General features: G+C 66.1%; 6 protein-coding genes and 1 tRNA gene (1 of these 7 cut by a window edge). 3 read left to right on the top strand and 4 right to left on the bottom strand.

Going from position 1 to position 7,951, the window contains the following annotated elements:
• Positions 1-41: transfer RNA gene (locus TQ38_RS22540), tRNA-Met, on the top strand (it extends 36 nt beyond the left edge of the window).
• 277 nt (positions 42-318) lie between these two features.
• On the opposite strand, the gene TQ38_RS22535 is transcribed toward TQ38_RS22540, so the two are convergent.
• Positions 319-1,368 (bottom strand): glycoside hydrolase family 76 protein, encoded by a 1,050-nt coding sequence (locus TQ38_RS22535; RefSeq protein ID WP_043975454.1) that lies wholly within the window; start codon positions 1,366-1,368, stop codon positions 319-321.
• Positions 1,369-1,807: 439 nt separating this feature from the next.
• On the opposite strand from TQ38_RS22535, the gene TQ38_RS22530 reads away from it, so the two are divergent.
• A complete protein-coding gene (locus TQ38_RS22530) occupies positions 1,808-3,907 on the top strand; it encodes a TonB-dependent receptor (RefSeq protein ID WP_240198056.1) in 2,100 nt (699 codons plus the stop codon).
• Between the two features lie 47 nt (positions 3,908-3,954).
• Here TQ38_RS22530 and TQ38_RS22525 read toward each other — a convergent pair whose 3' ends face one another.
• The 3 genes from TQ38_RS22525 to TQ38_RS22515 form a co-directional block, all read right to left on the bottom strand.
• Entirely contained in the window at positions 3,955-5,394 is a 1,440-nt protein-coding gene (locus tag TQ38_RS22525; protein WP_043975455.1) for an NAD-dependent succinate-semialdehyde dehydrogenase, read from the bottom strand.
• Between the two features lie 146 nt (positions 5,395-5,540).
• On the bottom strand, positions 5,541-5,723 hold the full coding sequence (locus tag TQ38_RS22520; protein WP_043975456.1) for a hypothetical protein: 183 nt from the start codon (positions 5,721-5,723) through the stop codon (positions 5,541-5,543).
• Entirely contained in the window at positions 5,720-6,886 is a 1,167-nt protein-coding gene (locus TQ38_RS22515; RefSeq protein WP_043975457.1) for a PepSY domain-containing protein, read from the bottom strand. The genes TQ38_RS22520 and TQ38_RS22515 overlap by 4 nt, the downstream gene beginning before the upstream one ends.
• Before the next feature lie 291 nt (positions 6,887-7,177).
• Here TQ38_RS22515 and TQ38_RS22510 point away from each other — a divergent pair, with 291 nt between their 5' ends.
• A complete protein-coding gene (locus TQ38_RS22510; protein WP_082057680.1) occupies positions 7,178-7,915 on the top strand; it encodes a FadR/GntR family transcriptional regulator in 738 nt (245 codons plus the stop codon).
• Positions 7,916-7,951: the final 36 nt, after the last annotated feature.

The following is a 7,951-nucleotide window of genomic DNA, read 5'->3' as shown; positions in this document are numbered from 1 at the left end:
TAACCTGAAGGTCGCAGGTTCAAATCCTGCCCCCGCAACCAATCTTATACACAACACACCAACCATCCATCACACACCCCGCAAGCAATAGCTCGCGGGGCACTCCGCGTTGGCCCTTGCGCAACAGCGGCGTCCAACCGGCAAGGCCCTTCGAACAAATACGACAAGGCAAGCCGGCAGATTGGTCCCCGCCTGCGGGGATGACGATCAGGTGCGCGGAAACCCGTGCCGTATACCGCGCGCAGGGGCAACCTCTGCGCCGGGCGCAGTTCGAGCCACCGCTGTAGGTGAACTTGCCGATATCCCCGCCGCCCTGCCTCAGTCGCCTGCGGCCACCAGCATGGCGATCCCGGATGCCTGCGCCGCCGGGCCAGTCCGGGACGTGCCGCCCGACCAGTCGCCGTCGACCCCGGCCGTGCCCGAGGCGCTCGATCTCCACACGGCATCGGCATTTCCGCGCGCCCAGGCCATGAGTTCGCCGCGCTCAGACCCATCGGGCATGGCATCGAGAAGATGGCCGAGGTGGTACGCGAAGATGCCCTTGAACATCAGCCCGTCCGAGCCAATCGCGTCGACCGGCTCACGCAGGATTCCCTCCGGCGTTGAAAGGCCGCGCATCGCGGCCAGCGCGGTTTTCACTGCAACGGCGCGGTACGCGGGATCACCGGTGATCCCGGCCAGATCGTTGAGGCCGCCGATTAACACGCCCTGATTGTAGGTGAAGCGGGGCTGGCCATTGTTGCGGCACTGGGCGTCCAGTCCATCGTTCACCAGCCCATCCGCCCCGATCATCGACGATCCCTCGATCCATGACCAACTGCGCAGCGCCCAGTCCCGGTAGCCTTGCTGGCCGGTCGCCAGGTACAATTGGGTCGAGGCATAGAAGAGCAGTTCGTTGGTGATTGCGTTCTTGTAAGTGCGCGCGGGGTCCCACCACAGGCCGCCGCCGCAGCGATTGTCCCAATATCCGGCGACGAGGCGGCGGTAGGTCGAACCGGCGTAGTCCAGCAGTTCCGGATCGTTGTTACGCCGCCAGGCGTGGACGTTCGCGATGACCGCCCACAAGGCGTCATCGTTGAGGTAGAGGCCAGTGCGATTACGCACCGCAGCGTCGATCTGGTCGCCCCACCGCTTGTCCCCGGTTCGCCGCTCATGGTCGATCAGGACGTCGACGGCAACGAAGCGCTGCCACGCCTCGATCCCGTTCCAGCCCCCCGGCTTGGCCCATTCCTGGTCCAGATATGCCGCTGCGACCTGGGAGCGGCGCGGCGGGGCGGCGTCCGGGCCTGCTCGATCCTCTGCGTGGAGAGGAACGGCGCCCATTACAAGCAGCAGTCCGACAAGAATACGAGGCGTCACAGTGCGCATGGTAGCAAGCAGTCTCCAGCCGGAAGGCCCCCTTTGCGCTGGCGGCGCAAGGCAGCGCGATGCACGGCGCAGACTGCCCCGGCCATCGGACACTGGGCCATAGAGATGCCGGCGAGGAAGGGAAGGCCCGCTGCGCTGTGCCCACAAGAACACACGATATTAAGGCTAATTTATCGGTTTGCGGACTAATTGCCGGGCTCGTGTACGGGGTTTTCCAGCATGCAGACGGGGGGTCGTCGATAAAAATATGTGGTTTCCAAGACTTAGAACCATGCCGATGACGACCCGGCGATTCGAACCATCTCGCGGGGCCGACCCGCACCGGTCCGGCCCGCAAATACGGGAATACCCCCTACCCAGCCGACCACCCTGTTTCCCGCAAATCGAAGAAATTTCCGCCCTCGCGCCCCGTCGCCAGGTTCGGACCTGTGAAAGTCCCATGATGTCCGTCCGCATTGCCAGCCATGCCGCCCTGATCTGCGCCGCTCTCGTCAGCGTGCCCGTCCATGCGCAGGAGCAGGTGGGCACCGGCCCTGCCGCGACAGGCGACGACGATATCCTCGTGACCGCCCGCAAGCGCGAAGAACGCGCGATCGACGTGCCGATTGCGATCACCGCCATCAGCGGCGCACAGCTTGAAAAGCGCGGCGCCCGCAACCTTGCCGACTTCCTGCAGGAAGCGCCCGGCGTGGGCATCTACGACGGCGGTTCCGCGCTGGGCACCAAGATCACCATTCGCGGCATTTCGGCCTCGCTCGGTGCGAACGAGAACGGCTTCTATCTCGACGACCTGCCCTTCACCGGGGTGAGCGTGCCGATCAGCCCCGACGTGCGCGCCTGGGACCTGGACCGCGTCGAAATCCTGCGCGGACCGCAGGGCACGCTGTTCGGCGAAGGCTCGATGGGCGGCACCGTGCGTATCCTGACGCAGGGCGCCAACCTGGACGAGTGGGAGGCCAAGGGCCTCGGCTTCGTATCGGACACCAAGGGCGGCGGCACCAATGCCGGCGCCAAGGGTGCCTTCAACGCGCCGGTCATCCCCGGCGTGCTGGCCTTTCGCGTCGCCGGCACGCATGAACGCTACCAGGGATGGGTAGACAACAGCGCCGCCCGCAAGACCAACGTCAACGACCATACATACGACACTTTTCGCGCCAAGATGCGCTTCGATCCGGTCGAAAACCTGTCGATCACCGGCAGCTACTGGCTGTCCAAGTCCGACTTCCCCGGCGGCGGATCAAGCGCGCGAGACGATGGCCAGCAGTCGCGTGCGACGGTGCCTTCCAGCAGCAGCCGGCTTGAACTCTACGGCGCGACCGCTCGCTACGACCTGCCCGGCGCGCAGCTGTTCTATGCCTTTTCCCACAGCGACTTCACGCTGCCGCAGCAGGCGACGACGGTGCGCGGCCCGATCAACGTCCTGATCGACATTGGCGTGGAATCGCATGAACTGCGCATGGCATCGACTGGCGATGGTCCGCTGCAATGGACGGTCGGCGGTTACTTGCGCAATGCCCAGCGCAACGACAGCGTGCTGTTCGCCTTCGCCGGCATCGACAACGATGCCGAGCTTCGCACCCGCGCCCGCGCGCTGTTCGGCGAGGCAACCTACACCCTGCCCGGCGTGCCCGTCGACCTGACCGCAGGCCTGCGCTATTTCGAGGACCGCCTGCGCGGCTTCGAGGCAAATTCGGGTGTCGTCACCGATCAGCCGGGTGATACCTACAAGTCCTGGAACCCGCGCTTTTCCGTGGCCTGGCACCCGCAGGCGGACATGACGATCTATGCCAGCGCCGCCAAGGGCTTCCGCTCAGGACAGATCCAGCCGACCGTGCCGCTCGCACTCGGGCCGGTCTACGGGGTCGACCTGCCGGCCACGCTCAGCCAGGATTCGATCTGGACTTACGAGGTCGGCGCCAAGGCCGACCTGCTGGGCCGCAAGGTGACCGTGGAAGCCGCGCTGTTCTACAGCGACTGGAAGGACGTGGCGGTGCGTATCCCGATCCCGGGAACCTCGTTCAACGGCCTCATCAACTCCGACGGCACCCGTACCAAGGGCGCCGAACTGAGCATTACCGCGCGCCCGGTTCCCGGCCTGACGCTGGCGGCGAGCGGCGCTTATGTGGACGCGGAATATATCGGCAATGTCGCAGGCACCGGGATCGTGAAGGGCGCCGCCGTCGACGATGTCGCCAAGTTCACCGCCAACGCCTCGGCAGACTATACCGCCGTGCTGTCGGACATGGCGCAGCTGTTCGCGCGGGTCGACTGGCAGCACAGTTCGCCGCGCCGCAATTCGTCCTACGCCAGCTTCCTGCCGGGCGACAGGATCGACCGGGTGGACGCCCGCATCGGCCTGGACCTGGCGCAGGTGACGCTGGCGCTCTTTGCCGAGAACCTGACGAACGAAAATGGCGCCACCAGCTTCCGGCAGGTTCAGGCGCTTGCCCCCGGCGTGCTCGACATCACGTCGAACCGCCTGCGTCCGCGCACGCTGGGGATCGAGGCCAGCTTCCGCTTCGGCGGCCCTGCCCGCTGAATCAATGCGGGGAGGCACGGCTGCCCGTACCTCCCCGCCACTGACGATCAGACGTTGGCGACCACGACCGCGCGGGTGTTGAGGTAGTTGTCGAGCGCCTCGGGGCCGCCCTCGGTGCCGTAGCCGGAATCCTTGATGCCGCCGAAAGGCAGCTCCGCCGAGGCTGCCGCCGGCGTGTTCACCCACAGCATCCCCACTTCGACGCGCCGCGTCAGCAGGTCCGCATTGGCGAGCGAGCGGGTGAAGGCATAACCCGCCAGCCCGAACGACAGGCGGTTGGCCTCGGCGATGGCTTCCTCCAGCTTGTCGAACCCGCGAATGCCGGCGACCGGGCCGAACGGCTCGTCATTGAACAGGCGGGCATCGAGCGGCACGTCGTTCAGGACGGTCGGCTGCCAGAAGTTGCCGGTCTCGCCGATCCGGCTGCCCCCGGCGAGGAGCGTGGCGCCCTTCGCCACCGCGTCCTGCTGGAATTCAGCCATGGCGGACAGGCGGCGCGAATTGGCGAGCGGCCCCATCTGGGTGCCCTCTTCCATGCCGTCACCCACCTTGATACCGCGGGCAAGGTCGGCCAGCGCTTCGGCGAACTGCTGCTTCACGCTGTTATGAACCAGGAAGCGCGTCGGCGAGATGCACACCTGCCCGGCGTTGCGGAACTTGGCGCCGCCCACGCTCTTCACCGCAAGGTCGACGTCGGCATCCTCGCAGACGATCACCGGGGCGTGGCCGCCCAGTTCCATCGACACCCGCTTCATGTGCTGCCCGGCAAGGCCCGCCAGCAGCTTGCCCACCGGGGTGGAGCCGGTGAAGGTGATCTTGCGGATGATCGGGCTGGCGATCAGGTATTCCGAAATCTCGGCGGGATCGCCGTAGACCAGGCCCAGCACGCCTTCGGGCAGGCCGGCATCCTGGAACGCCTTGATAAGCGCCGCCGGGCTGGCCGGGGTTTCTTCAGGTGCCTTGACGATCATCGAGCAGCCCGCCGCAAGACCGGCGCCGATCTTGCGGACCACCTGGTTGATCGGGAAGTTCCACGGCGTGAACGCGGCGACCGGGCCGACCGGGTCCTTGATGACCATCTGTCGGATCGCAAGGTTGGTACGGTGCGGGACAAGGCGGCCGTAGACACGGAAGCCTTCCTCGGCGAACCATTCGATGATGTCGGCGGCGGCCATCGCCTCACCCTTGGCCTCGGCCAGCGGCTTGCCCTGTTCCTGGGTGAGCAGCAGGGCAATGTCGCCCGCGCGCTCACGCATCAGGGCGGCGGCCTGCCGCATGATCTTGCTGCGCGCTGCCGGAGTGTAATCGCGCCAGATCTCGAAACCGCGCTGCGCTGCATCCAGCGCGCGGTCGAGGTCCGCCTTGCTCGCATGGGCGACGCGGCCGATTTCCTGTCCGGTCGCGGGGTTCTGTACTGCCAGCGTGCGGCCATCGGCAGCATTCTGCCAATCGCCATTGATGAAGAGCTGGGTGTCCAGATAGGCCATTCGATACGACTCCATGAGTTTGCCGAAAGCCGGCGATCCTGCGGGAACGTTCCGGCGCGGCGGGGATCACGGCGCTATATCGGAAGCCTCCGGCGCGGGCGCAACCGCACGGAGGAACGTTGCGTGACGAAAATGCGCACCGCCGCTCAGCTGCGGCGGAACCTCATCGCCCAGACCACGGCCAGCACCGGCGCGCCCAGCGCGAGCCACGAAAGGACATCGCGCAGGCCATCGCCGGTAAGCGCGGCGATCAGCCCCAACAGGCTAAGCACGGCCAGAACGACCGGGACGGCGAACACCTGGCGTAGAGATTGCTTCGGCCGCTTCATGACGGCGCTCCTGCCGTGCCGCCGGTCTCGACCTCACGAACGTGCGCCTCGACCGAAGTCTTGCGCTTGCCGAGCCACAGGTAAAGGCCGCTGCCCAGGATCACGATCGTGAAAAGGTCCAGAACCGCCCAGAGGATCTTCAGCGGCAGCCCGCCATAGTCCCCGAAATGCAGCGGCTGCGACAGCGCCAGCGCCTGGTTGTACCACGGCATCGGGCGCGCATCGGTGAACGCCCCGGTCTCGGCATCGATCAGCGCCGGGGTCAGCAGGCGCTGGGTCAGCGGCGTATCGCCCTGAAAGAACACCGCGTAGTGGTGCTTCGAACTGAACGCCCCGCCCGGAAAGCCGATGAACTGCGGGCTGGTGCCCGGCAGCGCCTTGCGCGCCTGCGCCATCGCCTTGTCGAGCGACACGTAGCGCGAACGCTCCAGCGCGGGCTTGCCGGCATAGGCGCCGGTCATCGCGGCCAGTTCGCGGCTCTGCCATACCCGGTTGATCGGCGTCGCCAGCGTGTTCACCACGCCGGTAAGCCCCACCACCAGCGTCCAGGCCAGCGCGGCGATGCCCAGCAGGTTGTGATAGTCGAGCCATTTCAGCCGAGTGCTGCGCGAGGTCCGCAGCGTACCGAAGGCAATCTTGCGCATGAAGGGCGCGTAAAGGACCACGCCCGAAACGATCGCGGCGGTGAACAGCAGCCCCATGAACCCCAGGAACAGCATGCCCGGCAGGCCTAGGAACATGTCGGTGTGAAGCTGGAGCAGGAAATGCATCACCCCGCTCTCGTCCGCCTGCGACACCAGCTTGCCGGTGGACCGGTCGAGTACGAGGACCGTCATCTGCGCAGAGGGCGAATCCGGGCGCGGCGCGGTGGTGACGGTCATCAACGGTCCGTCGTTGTCGAAGGCCATGAACGCGGCTACCTCGCCCGGCCGCTCGGCAATCGCGATCTTCAGCATCGTGTCGAGCGGCAGCAGGCCCGGCGTGTCGGACGACGAGCCTACACCCGGCATGCCCACCTGCGGCGGCCCTTCGGTGAGCACATCGATCTCATCGTGGAAGATCAGCGGCAGCCCGGTCAGGCACAGCATCAGCAGGAACAGGGTGCAGACGAGGCTCGTCCACTTGTGCACCAGATACCAGGCTCGTATCGAATTGCGCGTCACGGATTTTCCGTTTGAAATGGACCGTTCGAGACCGGCGAAAACAGCAGGCTGCCGACAAGCGGGCCGTAGCCCTGCCTAGTGCAAGCCCCCGCCCCTCGCAAGGCGGCGCTGCTCGGGCACCGGAAGGCTTGGCGTTGTCGGCGATAACTTCTCCGCATCATCCATCATAATTATCATATGAGTCGACTTATCATATCAAAGTACCTTGCTTAGCGTGCGCCGCCCTCTACGATGTCCCGTGCGACAGGATCGGAAAGCGCAGCGCGCGGGCCGGCAACAAGGACAAGGTTCGTGACAGGCTCTTCCCACCTCATCGTCGATGAACCCGCTGCACAACTGGGCCGCAACCTGACATACGGATTGCTCGACAATATCGGCCGCGCCATCGTTACCGGCCAGTTCGAGAAAGCCGTGTTCCCCACCGAAGCCGAACTCGCCAAGCAGCACGGCGTCAGCCGCTCCGTCACGCGTGAGGCGGTGAAGATGCTGACCGCCAAGGGCCTGCTCAGCGCCCGCCCACGCCAGGGGACCACGGTTCAGCCGACCTCGTCGTGGAACCTGTTCGACACCGACGTGCTGCGCTGGATGCTGGAACGCAAGCTTTCCATCGACCTGCTTCGCCAGTTCAACGAACTGCGCGTCGCCGTGGAGCCGGAAGGCGCGGCGCTGGCGGCCATGGTCGCGGCCGAGGAAGACCTTGCCCGCATCGACGCCGGGCTGGAGCGCATGCAGGCTGCCGAGCATGGGCTGGACGACCCCCTGGAAGCCGACATCGCCTTCCACGTCGCCGTCCTGCGCGCCTCGAAGAACCCCTTCTACATCCAGCTGCGCGACGTGGTCAGCACTGCGCTGCGCACCTCGATCCGCTTCACCAACCGCATCAAGGGCCGCACCGCCGACGTTGCCGAACACGCCAAGGTACGCGATGCCATCGCCGCGCGCGATCCCGACGCGGCGCGGATCGCGATGCGCCGGATCATCGGCGACGTCCTTGGCCTGATCGAGGACCGGCAGCCAGCGGGCGACTGACCGCGCGGCTCTGAAAACCCGGATTTTTCCTGCAAT

Source organism: Novosphingobium sp. P6W (assembly GCF_000876675.2).
In the GTDB taxonomy this organism is placed as follows: domain Bacteria; phylum Pseudomonadota; class Alphaproteobacteria; order Sphingomonadales; family Sphingomonadaceae; genus Novosphingobium.
This window is presented reverse-complemented; position numbering and strand designations above follow the sequence as displayed.